At 50.6% G+C, this 18,368-nt stretch carries 13 protein-coding genes; 3 read left to right on the forward strand and 10 right to left on the reverse strand.

What is annotated here, in order from left to right:
* Nucleotides 1-377 precede the first annotated feature (377 nt).
* Complete coding sequence (gene hflX / locus C7382_RS03895) at nucleotides 378-1,598, reverse strand: GTPase HflX (protein ID WP_116679009.1); 1,221 nt, start codon at nucleotides 1,596-1,598, stop codon at nucleotides 378-380.
* 79 nt (nucleotides 1,599-1,677) lie between these two features.
* Here hflX and mnmH point away from each other — a divergent pair, with 79 nt between their 5' ends.
* From mnmH to C7382_RS03910, 3 genes are all read left to right on the forward strand, one after another.
* Nucleotides 1,678-2,712 (forward strand): tRNA 2-selenouridine(34) synthase MnmH, encoded by a 1,035-nt coding sequence (mnmH, locus tag C7382_RS03900; RefSeq protein WP_116679010.1) that lies wholly within the window; start codon nucleotides 1,678-1,680, stop codon nucleotides 2,710-2,712.
* Nucleotides 2,709-3,323, forward strand: a complete 615-nt coding sequence (yedF, locus tag C7382_RS03905) for a sulfurtransferase-like selenium metabolism protein YedF (RefSeq protein ID WP_116679011.1) — start codon at nucleotides 2,709-2,711, stop codon at nucleotides 3,321-3,323. The genes mnmH and yedF overlap by 4 nt, the downstream gene beginning before the upstream one ends.
* A gap of 69 nt (nucleotides 3,324-3,392) precedes the next feature.
* Nucleotides 3,393-4,052, forward strand: coding sequence for a hypothetical protein (locus C7382_RS03910; protein WP_116679012.1), 660 nt, complete (start codon nucleotides 3,393-3,395; stop codon nucleotides 4,050-4,052).
* 105 nt (nucleotides 4,053-4,157) lie between these two features.
* On the opposite strand, the gene C7382_RS03915 is transcribed toward C7382_RS03910, so the two are convergent.
* The 9 genes from C7382_RS03915 to C7382_RS03955 all read right to left on the reverse strand — a co-directional run bounded on the left by C7382_RS03915 (nucleotide 4,158) and on the right by C7382_RS03955 (nucleotide 18,346).
* Nucleotides 4,158-6,293 carry a S46 family peptidase gene (locus tag C7382_RS03915; RefSeq protein ID WP_116679013.1) on the reverse strand — a complete coding sequence of 712 codons (2,136 nt, stop codon included), beginning with the start codon at nucleotides 6,291-6,293 and terminating at the stop codon, nucleotides 4,158-4,160.
* Nucleotides 6,294-6,314: 21 nt separating this feature from the next.
* Nucleotides 6,315-7,709, reverse strand: a complete 1,395-nt coding sequence (locus tag C7382_RS03920; protein WP_165815119.1) for a DUF389 domain-containing protein — start codon at nucleotides 7,707-7,709, stop codon at nucleotides 6,315-6,317.
* 15 nt (nucleotides 7,710-7,724) lie between these two features.
* A complete protein-coding gene (locus C7382_RS03925) occupies nucleotides 7,725-9,230 on the reverse strand; it encodes a lipopolysaccharide biosynthesis protein (protein ID WP_394342042.1) in 1,506 nt (501 codons plus the stop codon).
* A 20-nt stretch (nucleotides 9,231-9,250) separates the two neighbouring features.
* On the reverse strand, nucleotides 9,251-10,282 hold the full coding sequence (gene ruvB / locus C7382_RS03930; RefSeq protein WP_116679015.1) for a Holliday junction branch migration DNA helicase RuvB: 1,032 nt from the start codon (nucleotides 10,280-10,282) through the stop codon (nucleotides 9,251-9,253).
* Nucleotides 10,283-11,111: 829 nt separating this feature from the next.
* Nucleotides 11,112-12,722, reverse strand: coding sequence for a protein FimE (locus C7382_RS03935; protein ID WP_116679016.1), 1,611 nt, complete (start codon nucleotides 12,720-12,722; stop codon nucleotides 11,112-11,114).
* A 9-nt stretch (nucleotides 12,723-12,731) separates the two neighbouring features.
* Nucleotides 12,732-14,732: a fimbrial tip adhesin FimD gene (gene fimD / locus C7382_RS03940; protein WP_116679017.1), complete on the reverse strand. Its 2,001-nt coding sequence runs from the start codon at nucleotides 14,730-14,732 to the stop codon at nucleotides 12,732-12,734.
* Between the two features lie 17 nt (nucleotides 14,733-14,749).
* On the reverse strand, nucleotides 14,750-16,105 hold the full coding sequence (locus C7382_RS03945) for a fimbrial protein (protein WP_243405653.1): 1,356 nt from the start codon (nucleotides 16,103-16,105) through the stop codon (nucleotides 14,750-14,752).
* 20 nt (nucleotides 16,106-16,125) lie between these two features.
* On the reverse strand, nucleotides 16,126-17,037 hold the full coding sequence (locus C7382_RS03950) for a FimB/Mfa2 family fimbrial subunit (RefSeq protein WP_116679019.1): 912 nt from the start codon (nucleotides 17,035-17,037) through the stop codon (nucleotides 16,126-16,128).
* A 148-nt stretch (nucleotides 17,038-17,185) separates the two neighbouring features.
* Nucleotides 17,186-18,346: a fimbrial protein gene (locus C7382_RS03955; RefSeq protein ID WP_116679020.1), complete on the reverse strand. Its 1,161-nt coding sequence runs from the start codon at nucleotides 18,344-18,346 to the stop codon at nucleotides 17,186-17,188.
* Between the last annotated feature and the right edge of the window lie 22 nt (nucleotides 18,347-18,368).

The following is an 18,368-nucleotide window of genomic DNA, read 5'->3' on the forward strand; positions in this document are numbered from 1 at the left end:
GAATATGCACAGAAGGGACGGAGTCATGCATGCTTATGAGACAATCCGAAACAATACACATCTCTTGTCTTTTCGCTCATTATGAGCAATGATGGAAGGATGCTTACGTCCGCGAAGCTCCTTTCGGCCAGCTCTTGCCACATAGAAGGACAAGCATGGCAACAAACTACGTTATGCACCAGAAAAACCGCTCGCATGGCAGCTAAAAACATGGCGCAATAATCTTTTGGAAACGGCGCCATTTCGAAAAAAATTACGCGCCAAATCAAAAAAGTTTTGGCGCGTATTCTTACGGTAAAAGGGCGCGTGTTTCCGCCAGATTTCTGTGCGTAAAAAAGCTGAATATGGAGAGGCTCCCTACCGAAAGGGGGGAGACGTCACTCCGCGTCCTCGGTATAGTCTTGGAAGAGGAAGTCGTTGTACGGGAAGCGTGTGATGTGGATCGCTTTGGCTCGTTCGTAGAGCAGGCGCTTGAGTTCATCTATGCCCGTTCCCTTCTTGGCCGAGACGAAGAGGCAGTCGCTGCCGAGCTTGGCCATCCACGTCTGCTGTAGCTCTTCGGCACTGACGTTTTCTTTGGTGCGGGGCGTCAGATCATCCTCGTCTTTGGGGGTGAAGGAGAAAGCATCGATCTTGTTGAAGAGAAGCAGCATGGGTTTGTCTTCTCCGGCAGTTATCTCGGACAGCGTCTGATTCACCACCTCGATCTGCTCTTCAAAGGCAGGATGGGACATATCCACTACGTGCACGAGGAGATCGGCTTCGCGCACCTCGTCGAGCGTACTCTTGAAGGACTCGACCAACTGCGTAGGCAGCTTGCGGATGAAGCCTACCGTGTCACTCATGAGGAAAGGCAGGTTGTCGATGATGACCTTGCGCACTGTGGTGTCGAGCGTGGCGAAGAGCTTATTCTCAGCAAAGACCTCGCTCTTGGAGAGGACGTTCATGAGCGTGCTCTTGCCCACATTGGTATAGCCCACCAGCGCCACGCGAACCATCTTGCCGCGGTTCTTGCGCTGGACGGACTTTTGCTTGTCGATGGCACGTAGTTCTTCCTTGAGACGGGTGATCTTGTCGAGGACGATACGGCGGTCTGTCTCGAGCTGCGTCTCTCCCGGGCCTCTCATGCCCACGCCACCACGCTGTCGTTCCAAGTGGGTCCAGAGTCTGGTGAGTCGGGGCAGCATATATTGGTATTGTGCCAGCTCCACCTGCGTCTTGGCATGAGCCGTTTGTGCTCTGCGGGCGAATATATCGAGGATGAGACCCGTGCGGTCGAGAATCTTGATTTGCAGCTCTCGCTCTATATTGCGGAGCTGCTTGGGGGAAAGCTCATCGTCGAATACGACCATACCGACCTCGTGTTCCTCCACATAGGCACGTATCTCCTCCAACTTTCCCTTACCTACAAAGGTGACGGAATGGGGCTGATCGAGCCGCTGCGTGAAGCGGGCTACGGGCTGTGCACCGGCCGTTTCGCACAAGAATTCGAGTTCGTCCAGATATTCTTTGACCTGTACTTCGGTCTGTTGCGGGGTGATGAGCCCGACGAGAATGGTGGGTTCGGTGCGGGCTTCCGAGATGACAAATTCTTTCATGGTTACAAACTTACGGAAAAGGAGGCAAAGGATAATCCCTATCTTTGCTCTACGGAACAAGGACAGACTACCTCGCTCTATGGTGACTGACACAGTATCTTTCCTATCGAAACGGCCCCATTGCCTCGTCTTGGATGTGCGTTCGCCCGAGGAATACCGCCGCGGGCACATCCCCGGTGCAGTGAGCTTCCCGCTCTTCTCCGACACGGAACGTGCCGAAGTAGGGACGCTCTACGTCCGGCAGAGCCGCCAGGCGGCTGTCGAACGCGGACTCGAATTTGTAGGTCCACGCATGGCGCAAATGGTACGTGAGGCGCGTGAACTTGCTGCCGGCAGGGAGATTGCGCTCTATTGCTGGCGCGGAGGTATGCGCAGCGAGAGCGTGGAATGGCTGCTGTCGGTGGGAGGACTGCACACCTTTCGGTTGCGGGGCGGCTACAAAGCCTATCGGCAACACTTCCCCGACCTCCTGCAACAGCATCGTTGGCGGTTTATCATCTTGGGTGGCTACACGGGATCAGGCAAAACACTTATCCTCCACGAATTGGCTCAGATGGGTGCTCAGGTGATCGACTTGGAGGGTCTCGCCCGTCACAAAGGTTCGGCTTTCGGAGCCCTCGGGCAGGAGAGTCAGCCCACGACAGAGCAATTCATGAACTTGCTGCACGATGCGCTTGCGATTTGTGACCCCGACAAACCCGTATGGTTGGAGAGCGAGAGCAAAACTATCGGTCATGTATTCCTGCCGGATGACTTCTACGGACTCATGCGTCAGGCTCCCATGATCGAATTGTTACTCCCCCGCCCCGTCCGCGTGGCGCATATCGCTGCCGAATATGGCTCCTTCGACCGCGAAGAACTGGCCGATGCCTTCGGCCGTATCGCCCGTCGAATGGGAGGTGCTGCCACGACGCATGCCATCGATGCCGTTAGGGAAGGCAGGTTGGAGGAGGCCATTTCTCTGGCATTGGACTATTACGACAAGGCATACGCCCACTCGCTGTCCGATTTCAGAGAGACACCGATGCTGCAACTCTCAGCAGAGACCGACTCGCCACACGAGACAGCCATCAGACTACTGGGACTATCACACCAAAAAGGATTACACCAATGAAAGTGATCGACACACGGGGGAAACTCTGCCCCCTACCCCTCATCATGCTGAAGAAAGCAGTGGATGGGACTCCCGTCGGCGAAGAGATCGCCGTCATGACGGACAACGAAACGGCCAAAGGCAATCTCCGCGACTACATCCGTGAGCTGGGCGCCACTGCCACCGAGCAGGAAGAAGATGGCTACACAACGCTGACTTTCCGCGTAGCCATGCACATCGAAGAGCCGGTTCCCGCCACCTGCCCCACGGTGACAGCCCCCGCAACGGCCAAAGGCGACTACGTGATCGTAGCCCGAAGCAACAAGATGGGCCGGGGCGAAGACGAACTGGGCACCATCCTCATGCGAGCCTTCGTCAATGCCATAGGAGAGCTGGATCGATTCCCCTCACATATTATTTTATACAACTCCGGTGTTCTTCTTGCAGTGGAGGGTACTGACACGGCGGACACACTGGCGGTACTCAACGAGCAGCACGGCATCCCCATCATCGTATGCGGCACTTGCGCCGACTACTTCGAGATCAAGGAACGATTGCGCGTGGGCACGATCTCCAATATGTACCGCATCATGCAGTTGCAGGCCGAGGCCGGCCATGTGCTCTACCCATAAAAAGAAATCCCGCAACCGAATACGTTGCGGAACAGATAAGCATTACTCACTTAAAAACAATTGATAACTATGTTACAAATCGGAAAGAAAGTCTTTTGGCTCGCAGCCATGACTCTCGTACTCACCTCATGCTGGTCAAAGGATAAGGGAAAAGGACATGAAGAACCTGTTCTCATGGCATGCCGTTTCACAGAAGGAATCCTAACGGAACCCTCCGATGGAAGCATCAACGTACAAGAATCTGCTTTTGTCCCATCGGTAGCAGAGCCAGTCACCTACCAGTTGAGGTCGGATGTTTACGGCAATTTTTCTCTTATTTCGTCCAGCAAACCTCTGAAGCTCAAAGAAGGAGTTTGGTATAAGTTGGAAAACTTCTTGTTCGATACTCACAGCCAACCTATGACCGATGTGTTTTTTCAACCGAATCAGATCGAAATTCATCAGTTTTTCTACAATCTGTTGAGCAAAAACAATGTTGTTGCTAATGGCATCAGTTACTATTATTCTGATTATAAGAATGGACAGCTGCTCGAATCTCCGGTCGGATTCACAGGCTATTTTCGCATCAATAAGAAAGTGGAGGATCCGGAGCTTCGTCTTATTTTGGTACACGTACAAAACGGCACCAAGTACGAAGCGGACGGCAAACCCAATCCCTTCGACAAGCCAAGTACTCGTGTCCTTGAGTTCGGCGACCTTATTGCACGCATTCCCTTCGGAATCGAATAAATCCATTTTTTATCCTGCCTATAAACAAGGAGGAGTAACAATAGAACAAGGGCTGTGCCGAATCGTCGGTACAGCCCTTGTTCTATTGCAGAGAAAGCTCCGAGATTACATGAGCTTCAGCTCTTGGATGAGGCGAGGACACTGACCCCACTTGTCGATCATGAAGAGCACGTAGCGTATATCCACGCTGATTGTACGCTGCAGGTCAGGTTCGAATTCGATGTCGCCACTCATGGCTTCCCAGTTGCCGTCGAAAGCAAGACCGATGAGACGACCATTCTTGTCGAATACAGGGCTACCTGAGTTACCACCCGTGATGTCGTTGTTAGAGAGGAAAGCCACGTGGAGCTGACCGTTCTCTGCATAGGGTCCGTAGTTCTTCGTGCGGAAGAGGTCGAGGATATTCTCCTGTACAGCGAACTCATCGCTCTTAGGATCTTGCTTTTCCAGCACACCCTTGCCCGTTGTATAATAGTTGTACCACGCACCATCCTGCGGTTCGTAACCCTTGATGGAGCCATAGCTCATACGCATCGTGAAGTTGGCATCGCTGGGCAGAGCCTTGTCGGGATTCATCTCGCGCAGACCGGCAAAGAAGAGACGCTTGCCACGCTCGATGCTATAGGCATGAGCCATGGCATCGGCCTGTATGGCACGGGCTGAAGCAATAACGCTATTGGCCAATTCTACGGCAGGATCCTTCTCCATCAGCTTGGCAAATTTATCCGCAGGCATCTGCTTATAAGCAGCTTGGAACTTGTTGTCGTAGGGAATGATACTCTTGCCGAAGACGTAGTCGGCATACTTCTTGGTGTCGCCCTTGAACTTCTTGTCAATTACCTTGGCGAAAACATCGGGCAACTTGTCTGCGGGAATATGCTGACGAGCAACGTCCAGCATAGCAGGAAGCACCTTGCGATCCAGAGAGGGGAGGTAGTCTTTATAGATACCATCGATACCTTTGAGTATTCTCTCTCTCGCTTCGGCATTCGAATTGGAAGCAAAGGCGTTGATCATTTGAGCCAGACGTATCACTTCGGTACCGCCGAAGAGGGCTTCGTGCAGATAGGTCATCTGCTTATTGGCAGCAGCTCCTTCGCGATAGGCTTTCTCCAGAGAGGGTAGCACATCGCCATAAACGGCTTCCTTACCGTTCTTACGGATCCATTCGGCAAAAGCTTTTTCCTCGGCACGCTTACGACCGATAACGTCGAGACGAGCCAGACCGCGATTCATGCCGATAGAGTTCTTCCAGTAGTTGGCGCTCTGAGCATACTTGGAAGCATATTTGATACGAGTAGCTTGGTCAGCACTCATCGCTTCCTTCCAAATAGCCTGCTTGATGCCACGCACCTCGATACGAGGATTGTTCTCGTTCTCTATACGATCTTCCACACCCCATGAAGTCAGATAGCGGTCAGTACTACCCGGGAAGCCGATCGTCATGGCATAGTCATCGGCCTTGTAGCCCTGCGTAGATACGGCAGCGTAGTACACAGGCTTGTAAGGCTTGTTGTCCTTGCTGTACTCGGCAGGACGGTTGTTGGAGGCATACACACGGAAGACGCTGAAGTCGCCGGTATGACGGGGCCACATCCAGTTGTCCGTATCGCCACCGAACTTACCCACAGAGCTGGGGGGAGCAAATACCATACGCACGTCCTTGAACACATCGTACACGATAAGGAAGTACTCGTTATTGGAGTAGAAAGGTTCTACGATACAGAGCTGGTCATCGCCGGCATTCTGCTCCTTGGCCAATTTGTTACAGATCTCTTGTGCCTTCGTCAGACGCTCCATCTCGTCGGTGATGCCTTTGAGCTGAGCTTCTACCTTGTCCGTTACCTTTTCGATCTTACGCAGATACTTCACAGAAAGACCAGGGATGGGCAACTCTTCTCCCATCGTACGAGCCACGAAACCATCGCGCAGATAGTCATGATCCACTGTACTTTGGCTTTGGATAGCTCCGTAGCCACAGTGGTGATTGGTGAAGATAAGTCCTTGCTCAGACACGGTGATACCCGTACAACCACCGCCGAAGATCACCACTGCATTGGCAATCGAAGGTTTGTCGAAGCTGTAGAGAGAGTCCAACGGGAGTGTAAAGCCCAGCTCACGCATGCGCTCCACGTTCTCCTTGTTCAACTCGTTGAGGAGCCACATGCCCTTGTCAGCCTTGGCTACTCCGGATGCGCCCAATAAGATGGCCGCTCCAAGAAGAATACTTTTAATTTTCATTCGAATTACTATTTGGGATTATTACTTATGATTATTGTCTATGATCAGACGAACGGTTTTTGTCTTTGTTCGTGTAGCCATCCAAGAGCTCAATTTGTTCATGTCGCTTTGGCTCATCCGCTCCTTGGGACGCACCACAACAAGCAAGATCGAATCCCGTCCTTGCGTCACACCGGCCGAAGGCACCAGCATGGCCGAGCCGACGGCAGGGAAGATCACCCGGAGTTCTTGGTCGATCTCCCTCTCCATAGAGGCAAAACGGTTATAAAAGTTTAGCTGTTGGCTGAGCGAATCGATCTGTCGCTGCTGATTTCGGATGATTTTGTCGCTATTGTCGTATAGGTCTTTCAACAAAACGCTCTTCAGTTCATTCACGTCTGTTTCCTCCTGTTCATAACCAAAACCCTGTTTGACTGCTAATTCCACACCGGACAATCCGTAAGAAGGGAGCTTCATCCGTAGGCTGTCAATCTGCGCAGCGGAGACTGTAGAGCCTATCAATACGACTTCTATCTGATTGCGGCCAGCCTCCTTGGAGAATTGCTCCCGAATAACCTGCGTATTAGGTATGACACCAACTACCTCTCTCACATATCGGTGTGCATTCTCTTCGAGCAGATTGTTCCGAAACAGTCGATAACTCAGGCAGATACTGGGAGCAATCGTACAGATGGCGATGATGGTAATGAGCCGACGCACCTTCTGTTCCCGCTGCTTATTGAGAAATACTTTGCGAGGAAATTTGAGCAGACGCACAATCAAGAAAGTGGCCAGAGCGATAAAGACCGAGTTGATAATATAGAGGTAGAAAGCGCCGAAGAAATAGGTGAGCTGCCCCGTTCCCAGGCCAAAGCCTGCCGTACAGAGAGGAGGCATAAGGGCCGTCGCGATAGCTACGCCGGGTATCACATTGCCTTTGCTCTTGGTACTGCCTGCAATGATACCCGCGGCCCCTCCGAAGAAAGCAATGAGCACATCATATATAGTCGGCTGCGTACGTGCCAGCAGCTCGCTTTGTTCCTGTCCGATCGGAGAGATGAAGAAAAAGGCTGTCGCCGTGAGGATACTGAACAAGGTGGCTAAGCCCAGATTGCGAAGCGAACGCTTGACCAACTCAAAGTCTAAGATGCCCAATCCCAATCCGAATCCGATAATAGGGCCCATAAGTGGTGAGATAAGCATGGCACCGATGATGACCGCAGTGGAATTGACATTCAAGCCCAGCGATGCGATGAAGATGGCACAGATCAGTACCCATAGCTTCGTGCCCCTGAAGTCCACATCCGCCTTGATCAGGTCGATCGTCTGGTAATCATTCTCTTTCTCCTGCTTCATGTCCAGCAGCGACTTGATGTAGTCCACGAACTGCTGTTTCTTTTCTGTTGAAGGAGGAGGCGTTTCCGTATTTCTGTTCATCTGCATGAAGAGGATTTATCTTTTCCGTAACCGTTTCATGATAGGCGTAACGACACCACGCAGGTCTTTGCGGACAGCGATGAAGACGAAGGTCAAGAATAAGAGCGTATTCACAGCCACCCGAGCCACCACATACTCAGGCAGCAGATAGGCGACCAGATAAGTACCTCCCGTGAGCAAAGCCGTCAGACAGGCATAGAAGAGCGCATTGCCCAGACGATAGGGCACGGGGAAATAGTGCCGCCCCACCAAATAGGACAGCAACATGATGAGACCATTGCTCAGCACCGACGCCCAGGCACAGGCCATAAAACCGTAAATAGGCGTTCCGAGGACGATGATGGCGACTGTGATGGTACAGCCCAAGAGGGAAAAAATCGCACCCCAAATGGTATGGTCCGTCACCTTGTACCAGAGGGAGAGATTGAAGTAAATGCCGAACATCAACTGCCCCAACATCACCAGGGGCACCACCTTGAGCCCGCCATAGTAGGCAGGACTGACAAAGTGCTTGAGGATATCCATATAGCTCATCACCCCCACATAGATGAAGCAGACGAAGATGATGAAGTACTTCATCGCCGTGGCATAGGCTTCCTTACCCTCATCCTCACCCGACTTGGTCTTGGCAAAGACGAAGGGGTCGTAAGCATAGCGGAAAGCCTGCGTAAACATCACCATGATCACGGCCAGCTTGTAGCAGGCGGCATAGATCCCGAGCTGCGCCTTGCCCTCGGCAGGGTCGTCGAAGAGCATGGGGAAGAGGATCTTGTCGGCCTGATTATTGAAGCTGCCGGCCAGTCCCAGCAAGAGAATGGGAAAAGAATAGGCCAGCATCTTGCGCAGGATATCGGGACAGAAAGCGCATCCCGCATGCCACCAATGCGGGAAGAGCATAGCCATCTGGATGAGGTTGCAGACGAAGTTGATGATGAAGACATAGCCCAACTCGTAGTGCGGGCGATAAAACCACCCGATCCACTCCGGATGCGTGGCATAGATGCGCGGACAGAGGAAGAGGAAGAAGAGCGTGAGGACGATGGTCAGCAGGATGAAAGTCAGTCGCACAAGCATAAAGCGCCAAGGCCGATTGGCATAGCGCAGGTAGGCCAGCGGAATAGCCATGAAGGCATCCATGGCCACGATGGCGAGCAGCAACCCCACATATTCGGGATGCGTGCCGTAGCCCAAGGCAGCACTCAGGGGGGAGAGGAAGAGCAGCCCGAGGGAGAGGAAGAGGGTGGAGGTGGCTCCGAGCGACCAGAGCGTGGTGGAATAGACCTCCCCCGGTCGTTCGGCCTTGTTGATGAAGCGGAAGAAACCCGTCTCCATGCCGTAGGTGAGGACGATCATCGCCAGCGCTGTCCAGGCATAGAGGTTGGTCATATTGCCGAAGTCGGCCGTGCCCGGGAGGGCACGCACGTAAACGATGGTCATCAGCCAATTGAGCAGGCGCACGAGAATGGTGCTCAGCCCATAGACAGCCATGTCCTTCATCAGACTTTTGATACCCGTACCCATACGATCAGCTAAGTAGATTGTCAGTCGAACAGAGACGGATGGTGCGGATGCGGATTACGCCCGAGGTGCGTGTAGGCCAGTTCGGTCACTTCCCGACCACGGGGAGTACGTTTGAGGAAGCCCTCCTTGATCAGGAAAGGCTCGTACACCTCCTCTATCGTGCCGGCATCTTCCCCCAAGGCCGTCGCAATGGTACTCAGCCCGACGGGACCACCGGCGAATTTGTCCATAATAGTAGCCAGGAGTTTGTGATCAATGCTGTCCAAGCCGTAGCGGTCTATGTTCAGCGCTTCGAGCGCATAGCAGGCGATGGTCTTGTCGATGGAGCCTGATCCCTTGACCTGCGCAAAGTCTCTCACTCGACGTAGTAGCGCATTGGCGATACGCGGCGTGCCACGGCTACGACCTGCTATCTCAACGGCAGCATCGTGCGAGCAGGCCACTTCCAAGATGCGTGCACTGCGCTCCACGATACCGGTGATCGTGTGCACGTCGTAGTACTCCAAATGCAAGTTGATCCCGAAGCGGGCACGCAACGGAGCCGTGAGCAAGCCGCTGCGCGTAGTGGCTCCAACTAAGGTGAAGGGAGCGAGGGTGATCTGGATGGAGCGCGCGCTCGGCCCCTTGTCCAGCATGATGTCTATGCGATAGTCCTCCATGGCTGAGTAGAGGTATTCCTCCACGATCGGGCTCAGGCGGTGTATCTCGTCGATGAAGAGCACATCGTTAGGCTCCAGAGATGTGAGCAGGCCGGCCAAGTCGCCGGGCTTGTCGAGGACGGGACCGGAAGTGATCTTCATGCCCACGCCCAACTCGTTGGCGATGATATTGGAGAGCGTGGTCTTGCCCAGCCCGGGAGGGCCGTGCAGCAGCGTATGATCCAGCGCTTCGCCGCGCAGACGGGCTGCAGCCACGAATATGGCCAGATTCTCCACCACCTTGTCCTGACCGCTGAAGCTGTCGAACGAAAGCGGACGCAGACGGTTCTCCACCTCGCGTTCGCCGTCATTGCCGCGGTAACGTTCCTCTCTAATGTCAAATTCTTCTGCCATTCGTTCCACAAAGGTAAGCAATAGATACAGCTGTGGCAAGAAGGGGCGGAGGCACACACCTTTTTGCTACCTTTGCAGCCGACAGATTATTCCACTCAACAACTATACGATGTATCCAGAACTGCCCTACTATCAGACCTGCGGGAGCTGTCCCGCCTATACTCACTCCACAAGGTATGCCCATACAGCCACTATTATGTGGCGCGAAGGCATGTGTAAAGATCTGTTTCTTTTCCCAGAACTGATGGGATGACCTAAGCCTCCAAGACATACAACACCATAGCAAGCACCCGCTGAGTTCGCTTCCGAGCTCAACGGGTGCTTCTTTTTTGCCCGTGAAACCCTGCTTGGGAGGCCGGCAATAATTAGGTTTATGAGATCTAAACTTTATAATTTTCAGGTGCGAAGATTATAATTATCAGAATTGATTTTTATAAAGATTGAATGTAAGAATTATAAAGTTTGTCCTCCAACTACCTAATTATCGATATCCGAGTATTCAAAATCGCATTTTCGGCTTCTTTGCATCTGCTCTGCATGACTCCAATCCCTGCTTATTTATAATCATTCCAAATAAAAACGCAGTTTTGACAAGCGACTATGCGGATAGGAAAAGATATTTTTCATGACAGGAATTAACACTGAAGAGACTCAAGCATCTCCACTGTTGCCCGTTTTTGCCAATAAATTCTAAAAGAGACCTTATCCAATCGCTTCCGACACTCACTATTTCCGTTCACATCATTTATTTTCATGCCTGGACGGCAAAAGAAAAAGGGCAGGTTATACTCACCTGCCCTTTGTTTTTGAGATCAAAAGCTCGACTGTCCTATGGATTGGTTACCGTTATCGCCTTGTCTCCGAAGTAGTTCATTTTGACCGTAATAACGCCTGCTGAAGCTGCTTTGTTCGATTTGAAATCCAGGACTATCTCCCGATTAGCCGGTATTGAGGTCACTATGTATTTGTACACGCTCTGTCCGCCTTCGATTCCATACAACATTCCTCCTGCGGATGGATAGAAGTTCTCAGTGAATACTTTGAATGTGATAGGTAAGAGCCCGGCATTGAATATCTCAGGCAGCTTAGCCTTGATTTGGAGGGCAGCACCCTGCGTTGCAGCCACCTGCACATTTCCGGGCATTGCTATGTTATTCGCCGTAAAGGACTCGTATTCATACGCATTCCGCACCACAACTTTGACAATACGTCTGAGGTCGGGATTGCCCTCAATACCGATGATCACATCGGAAGTAAGCGTACCGCTGCTCGGCTTCGGTTTTATCTGGAGCGCGATCGTGCCATTACCATTGTGTGTAGCAGAGGCGACCGCATCTCCTTCCACGCGGATCACACGGATGAGGCCGTTGCTTGTCTCCGATGATCCGGCAGGAGTGTAAGAGGCCTTGATCTCTCCCTGCGACTCATTATTGATAAAGGCCATGAACGTGTGATCCACTGTCAGCAGACCGGTCCCGTCCGAGAAGGAGGGGAAGGTTTGCATTTCACCTGAGAGAGCCACGTTGTTGGCAGCAGCTCCTGCCAGTGCAGCTTCTACAGAAGATTTACCTGGTGCTTTAGCCTGAGCAATGTGCATTTTGTAGAAGTGATTGCGGGTAACATCGTATCGCACCTTATTGGCATCGACAAGGTCGATCTTATAATAAGAGTAGGCCGCTGCGCTCCCATTATACCTTGCACGCACAATCAGGCATGCTACTTGGTCGCTCGCGCCACTGAGTACAGAATTGAGACGCTCAAAACCGTAGAAATAATTGCCTTCACCGGCCGACTTGAAAGCTCCAGCCGCTGCAAAAGCAGCACCTGCAGGCTCGGTCACAACATTCTCTGTAAAGTCTCCTATCGCAGGGTTGAAAGGTGCAAGCGTCCCTTTGTTCAATGAATTATACAGGGCAAAAGACACATCATACAGTTTGCTGGTCTGTGAAGGACCTACCGTGAGACCAAACTTAGCCATGTTGCGCAAGAGGGTAATTGCCCCCAGATTCTGATTCGGAGCTACAGATACATACGATCGTTTAGCCCACATACAGATAGTCTCCTGCGTATCTTCCACGGCAAAAGATGGAACCATTTCCTTCTGATTCCTGCCCACCCATGCCTCAGGATTAAGAAGCGTATAGTTGGCGACAAAGTGGATGATACGAGGTACAGGAGAGGAAGTTATGGTAGCAGTGAATGTGTTGCCGGCAACAGATGCTACAGCACGCTCCAAGAAATAACCATCTTCGTCGAAGACCCAAAGCTCCAGACTCTCCACAGCAGCCTCCTTGCCAACAAGAACACGCACAGCAGGATACTCAGCCATGGCTATCTCACCACAGACTTCTGTCTTTTGCCCTGTAATAGATCCGTTTCGCTCTGCCGTACAGGAGAGAATCAGAAGCGGCAGCAACAGCATATAGAGTAACTTTTTCATCGTCGTCTTTTATTTCTTCCTAATATCGTCTTTCACATCGCGTACACAGCGCACATGCGCTCTCGTTGTAGAGACCCCGGAGACAGAGCCTCCCGAAGGGATTAGGATCGCTGCTTCTGAGAGAGCACTCCAATAATAACGCCCTGTCATAATGAATTGCACTGCACTATTATTATCGGTCTGGAGCTTTTCCACCAATTCGATCTCTGCCTTAGTAGGCAAACGCCAATCGTCCAAAGTAACTGTTTGCCCATTGACCACCCGTTCCTCCCAATACTCAGCACAAGTACCTAAAGCATTTCGGGTGGAAGAAGAAGAATTGGCATAATTGGACCATAAATAATATCCATTATGCATTTCCTTATAGGGTTGGATAACGGTAGCACCCAACTGAGAAGCAAGCTCAAAAGAGGGAGACACCATTTTGGAAACTTCCGGAGAATCCACCGTCACATTATCAGTATACTTGTACTCAACTCCTCCAGACGACCTTTTTCTATAGAAATCGCGACTCTCTCTTGGAGGGAAGCCTAAGATCATATTACCAGAAGGAGACAAAATCACGATGTGGTAGATAGCCTTGTTATTGAGCCCCGATGCCAGATTACCGCCAGGCTGCCATGCGGAGGCGGTACCAGTCGTATTGACTACATACTCGGATGGATTCTGCTTGATGGTTACATCCTTCGTAAGCCCCCCGACTTGATTGCGCACTCGGAATGTGATCTTCTTTGGCACATTATTCACCGGGAGCTTCGAATAAACCCTTATCTTACCACCCACTTCTGTCACAGAGGGGAACTGTCCCACATGGGCAGGAGGTGTCGTCTGATTGGCTTGATAATAAGTAGTTATTTCTTGGCCTGTAGCCCCATCAACATAGGTATATGATGCTTTGATATTCTCAATCACGATAGATGAAGAGCTCTTATAGTCCAAAAATACCTCCTCAATCATATTCATCACGGTCTCCTGCGGGATCACTTCCAGATACTGCGTATCTGGCAGGGTCTGACTCTCCGAATGTTCCGTCCATGGCTGTACATTGAAGTTGCCTTGTACTGCTACAGCTTCACCTTCGTTGAGTGCTCCCAGCACTTCGATCGTCACAGAGAGGCTGTACAAGTAGTTGCTGCGAATTTTCATATCCGCAGCTTCAATAGGCACACGGTAATAGTATGGTTTGGCAGTGGTCTCACCTGCCTTCCGAAGATTGAGCAGAAGAACGATCTCTGGACGTTGATCGGCCGGTGTGGTGACTTCCCAACTATTATAATAGGAGTAGAAGTGTACCGATCTGTTGTTATTCTCTTTGAGAGGGAAATATCCGAGCGTTTGCACCGTAGAAGAAGACGGTATTGCCTCAGTGATCAGATTGCCTTTGTCCCTATAATTACGGAACTTAGCAGCAGCAATTCCCACCAACTCATATCCGGCCACATTCACCACAGGAGCATTGACCCGCACTTTGGCAGCCACGCGTTTGAGTTTGATGGTACCGAGTTGCTTACCCTCTGCTGTAGCCATATTGATGTTCTTAGCTGTTGAACCCACCATCGCAAAGCGATCTGCGGGAGTTCCCGATTCTGCCGTCACAGCAATTCGGTTAGTAACGAGGAAATTCTGCAGAGCCGCTTCGTTCAACGGGGCAGCGAATCCGGCAATATTCGCCACGAGATATACCTTGAATTCGTTCGCTCCATTAAATTGCATTTGCATTGACTCAGGTACAGGGATGTAGTAGTTGCCTTCGGATTGTTGCGTAGGCACTACTTCCCACACCTTCGATCCTGCCTTGTAGAAGACTAGCGTAAGAGCATCAATCGTATTCTCTTGATAGGCATTCTCTCCGACTTCCTCAGCACGGTCGCTCGCTTGACCTTGCTCAGACAACTGTATTCTCAAGACAAGGGAAGAAGCTCCATTATCGGGAATATCTTCTCGGATACATCCCGTTAGGGCACTCATCAGGAATGCTACCAAAAGTCCTATTGTGAATTTTGTTTTCATCTTCGTTTCTCCTTTCTTTATGAAGCACCCTGCACTACTTTGATGTAGCTCAATTGTTCACCACTGTTGAGCTTGAGCACTACTTTCTTGCCATTGACTGTGAAGTAGAGATTGGTTCTGCGCTCTGAGTTGCCCGGATTCTTCAAAGGTTTCACTTGAATAGTATAAGTGGTCTCGCCATCCGCAGCACCGGTTGTTGTACCTATGATGCCAAATTCGAGTCCGTTGTCAAGCGTTGCCTGCCACTGACTGCCGTTGGTTCCTTTGATTTTGACTTGGAAGCTCAACGGATTTGCTTGTGTCACATAGTTATCCTGCGTCAGCACCGTCTGAGGATTCACCATGACAAAGTGAGGAACAAGGAAACCATAATTGAGATTCTCTAGTGTCCACGGGAGCACCTCTGTATTGAGCAGGAGAGCAGAAAACTCTCCCATCTTTGTGATCGTACCCGAGAGCTTGTAGTGATGGTTACGGTGAATGGCATAGTGATGGTCGGTTGCAGTCGTCGCATCATTTACATAACCATAGTATCGCGTCTTAACACCATTATAAATAGCCTCAATAACGAGTTGTGTAGCACGACCTGTCGTATCTGAAACCGAACCGATGTTCTCATATACATAGAGAGGAGTCGTATTGGGGATGAGGTCTTGTGCGCCGCCGTTATTGGTCAGGGAGAGATTATAATTGTTCGTCCAATTCCAAAAAGCAGTCGGCTTGCTTGTACTTCCTTCCACGAGACGCGAATTCCGTGCGTTACGGAGGATGCTTGCTCCCACAATTTTAACGACATCGCCTACGGGTGTATTCTGCTTGATGTCCAACGTAATCTTAGCGACGGCACGTACGAGGTTTATCGTAGTGGAGACTGTGTGGTCGGGATTCAGCGTGACTGGAGTCGCAGTCTTACCGGTCATCATGAATGGTTGGACTGCCGAAACTGCAACCACTGGCATCTGCAACGCATCCAATTCGTACTTAAACAAGAGACGATCGAGCTGCTCCGTGAGAATAGCCGGTTCGTTGGCTATCACATAGACGTGACGAGGACCGGCATGAGCAGTGATCTCAAATGGATTATTAAAGTCAGTCTCACCCGACTTATAAAGCTTCTGTTGATCCACGACAAGGAGTCCTCCCGTGCCTTCACGGAAAACGTAGATACGTATCGTTTTGATGAGGTCCTCACCACTGTACAGATCACCGGCGCGCATCTCTACATCGGCAAGTGACAGTTTCACAGTAGCCAGTTCGTCCGAGTCCGGTCCGACGGGCTTGTCTTCCTTACTACACGCAGCCAACCCTGCTGCCAGAAGCAACAATAGGAAGAGGCGGGGAAGTAGTCCGGATGTTAGTCGAAAGTATTTCATTTCCATAGTGGGTTTTCAGATTAGTATTCGGCGTATTGTTGCACAACGTTCCAAGGCGTAACGTTCACAACAACGTTCACATTAGCACCGCGGAGATCGATGTAGATATTGAGCATTTTGCCCGCTACGGGAACAAAAGGAGTCCCGTCAGAGCCCTCGGTAAACGAGAGCGCCGTAGCACCGTTAATAAGAAAGTCCAGATGCAGGGGCGAAGCGTTGAGCGTGGGATAAATTCTGAATACGGACGAGATAAAGTCTCCATCCTCTATCTGTCCTTCGGGGCGGTATTGCACGGCGTTGCCGATTAGCTCAGCGAGGCCGGTATAGGTGTCGGGAGTCTCTCCCAGCAAAATGTCGGCATAGTCTGGCAAATCACGCACAGTGTGCGCATCAAGCCAGTCCTTATAGCCACGTACGAAGATGTGCACTTGTGCCGTACGGCGGTAGATGTCGATAGTCCGTTCTGTGCCCTGCTCAATAGATCCGTACTCGATGGGGCAAGTGAGGGCACCGGAGAATAGGTCTTTAGGCGACTGAGCTATGCCGTTGGCAGAGGAGAGCCTGAAGAATAAGTCTTTGACGTCATGCACATGGGCTGTCGCAGCCAGTGCATCGTCACTTGGATTGGCCCAAGCGACAAACGAAACGCTCTTGGGACCGTCATATTCCAATGGGATCGGCTTATGTGTAGCCACTTCGGCAGCAGTCATCATCAGTCGATCGATGCGGCGACCGTTCTCGTCGAATACAAAGATAACGACGCGCTCCACGTCACCGGATTCAGTAATATCTTGCATATCGGCATCCCAGGCCCTCACCGTCAGGCGGAATGGGCGGGGACAATCGGAATAGTCCTCCTTGATGCATCCTGTCAGTATTCCGGAGAGGAGTACGATCAGTATCGATACGATATATTTCTTAGCGTCGTTCATAATGGTAGTTCTTTGCTTTTGTTCGTGTTTTGGTTCTCTCTTATGAGAGAAAAAATTGTAGAATGCTCGGGAGCGGAACGGTAACCCCGCTCCCTGCATTCAGCTATTGACAAACTATCTTAATAGTTCTTTCGTCAGTCTGTGGTGATTACCAAGTAGCGTTCTGATTTACAACAACCCAAGGAGTAACAGTGCAATTAACATTCAAGTTAGCCTGTACAGGTTGAGGATTTTCAGGTGTATCTGTACCAGGGCCAGTAATCGTCAATGCAATCTTGTAATGGTTGTTACGAACAATCTTGTTTTCTGCTGTGTGAGTACCAGTATAAGTATAGCCATTACCATTGTAATTAACCAATACCGGATAGTAAGTAATACCTTCAGCGTTACAGAACCCTGCAGCAATAGCGTCTGCCAAAGCCTGACCCGTAAGAGCGTTGCCATTCTTATCAAGAAGTTTACCATAGATACAGAGAATCGTAGGACGCAATTCGTTCGTCACATCATATTTGCTTTCTAACACATAGAAACCTGCTCCTACAGCATAGTCAGACTTTAAAGAAGTCTCTTCTGTATATGATTCGCCAGTTGCATCCGGAGTGTAAAGACCGGCAGGTGTAGCCACACCAAACAGATAAGCCTTAGTGTCAGTAACCAAAGACGAACCAAAGATCTTAGAATCCTTCTTTGCCACGAGAGCTGCAATCTTAGCATCGTCAGTTTTGAAAGAATAGTAGTTTTCATACTGCGTAGCCATATTAACCGTTACTCCCGAAAATGACATTCCTGCATGTACACGAGTTACTGCAAGAGGAGAGCCTTCAGAAATGAGGTTGTCCGATGTTGTTCCTGTAGGATAGCCGTAATGATTGGCTCCCGGTTTAATCGTGAAAGTGGCAGACTCACCTGTCATCACCAAACCTTGAGCCGACTGATTAGCAGCAACCAATTCTGTGGTCAGTGCCATAACTTCATTATAGCTCTTGCCATCAAGGGTATAATTGTGGTTGGCGATCACAACTAACTTGCGGTTGGCACCAGACTTACAAGTGATACCTTCAACCTTAGTTACACCATTAGCATCTTCAACCGTCTTGAGTGCTTCTTGCACTTGACCAGAATAGACCATAGCCGTGAGCTTCGTGATCTTAGCATCTGCAAGGCCATCGCCCACAGCACGTCCTTCGCCAGTCTTAATTACGAAGCTTACAGTAGCATCAGTTTCAACGATGGGTCCCTCGTTGTCTTTGTTACAAGCTGCCAAAGCAAGAGCAGCAAGTCCCAATAAGAAAAATTTTGTCTTTTTCATCTCGTTTTTTGTTTTTAAAAAA

This window comes from Porphyromonas loveana (genome assembly GCF_003096695.1).
Classification (GTDB): Bacteria; Bacteroidota; Bacteroidia; order Bacteroidales; family Porphyromonadaceae; genus Porphyromonas; species Porphyromonas loveana.